This window comes from Pseudomonas sp. AC463 (assembly GCF_979253585.1).
Window position 1 is genome coordinate 1 of sequence record NZ_CEEDDZ010000883.1, and the last position, 254, is coordinate 254.

General features: G+C 65.7%; 1 protein-coding gene. It reads right to left on the reverse strand.

Going from position 1 to position 254, the window contains the following annotated elements; genetic code table 11:
• A partial coding sequence (locus AC0IYH_RS32755; protein ID WP_471838533.1) for a Gfo/Idh/MocA family oxidoreductase occupies positions 1-254 on the reverse strand: 254 nt, incomplete at both ends.

A 254-nucleotide genomic window follows, 5' to 3' on the forward strand; every position in this document is an offset into this window, starting at 1 on the left:
GCCCTGGTAGGTGTGGGCCAGCCCGTAGAGTACATCGGCGTTATCGAGCAACTGCGCCAGGCGGCGGGTGTCGGCACTGGTCAATGCGGCGGGTTTCTCGCAGAACACATGGATGCCGGCTTGCAACGCAGCGGCAGCGATGGGCGCATGCAGGTGATTGGGCGTGACGATTGCCAGCAGGTTGATGCGTTCACTGGGGGCGAGGCCCGCTTCGCCCTCCAGCAGCGCCTGCCAACTGGCGTACACACGCTGCG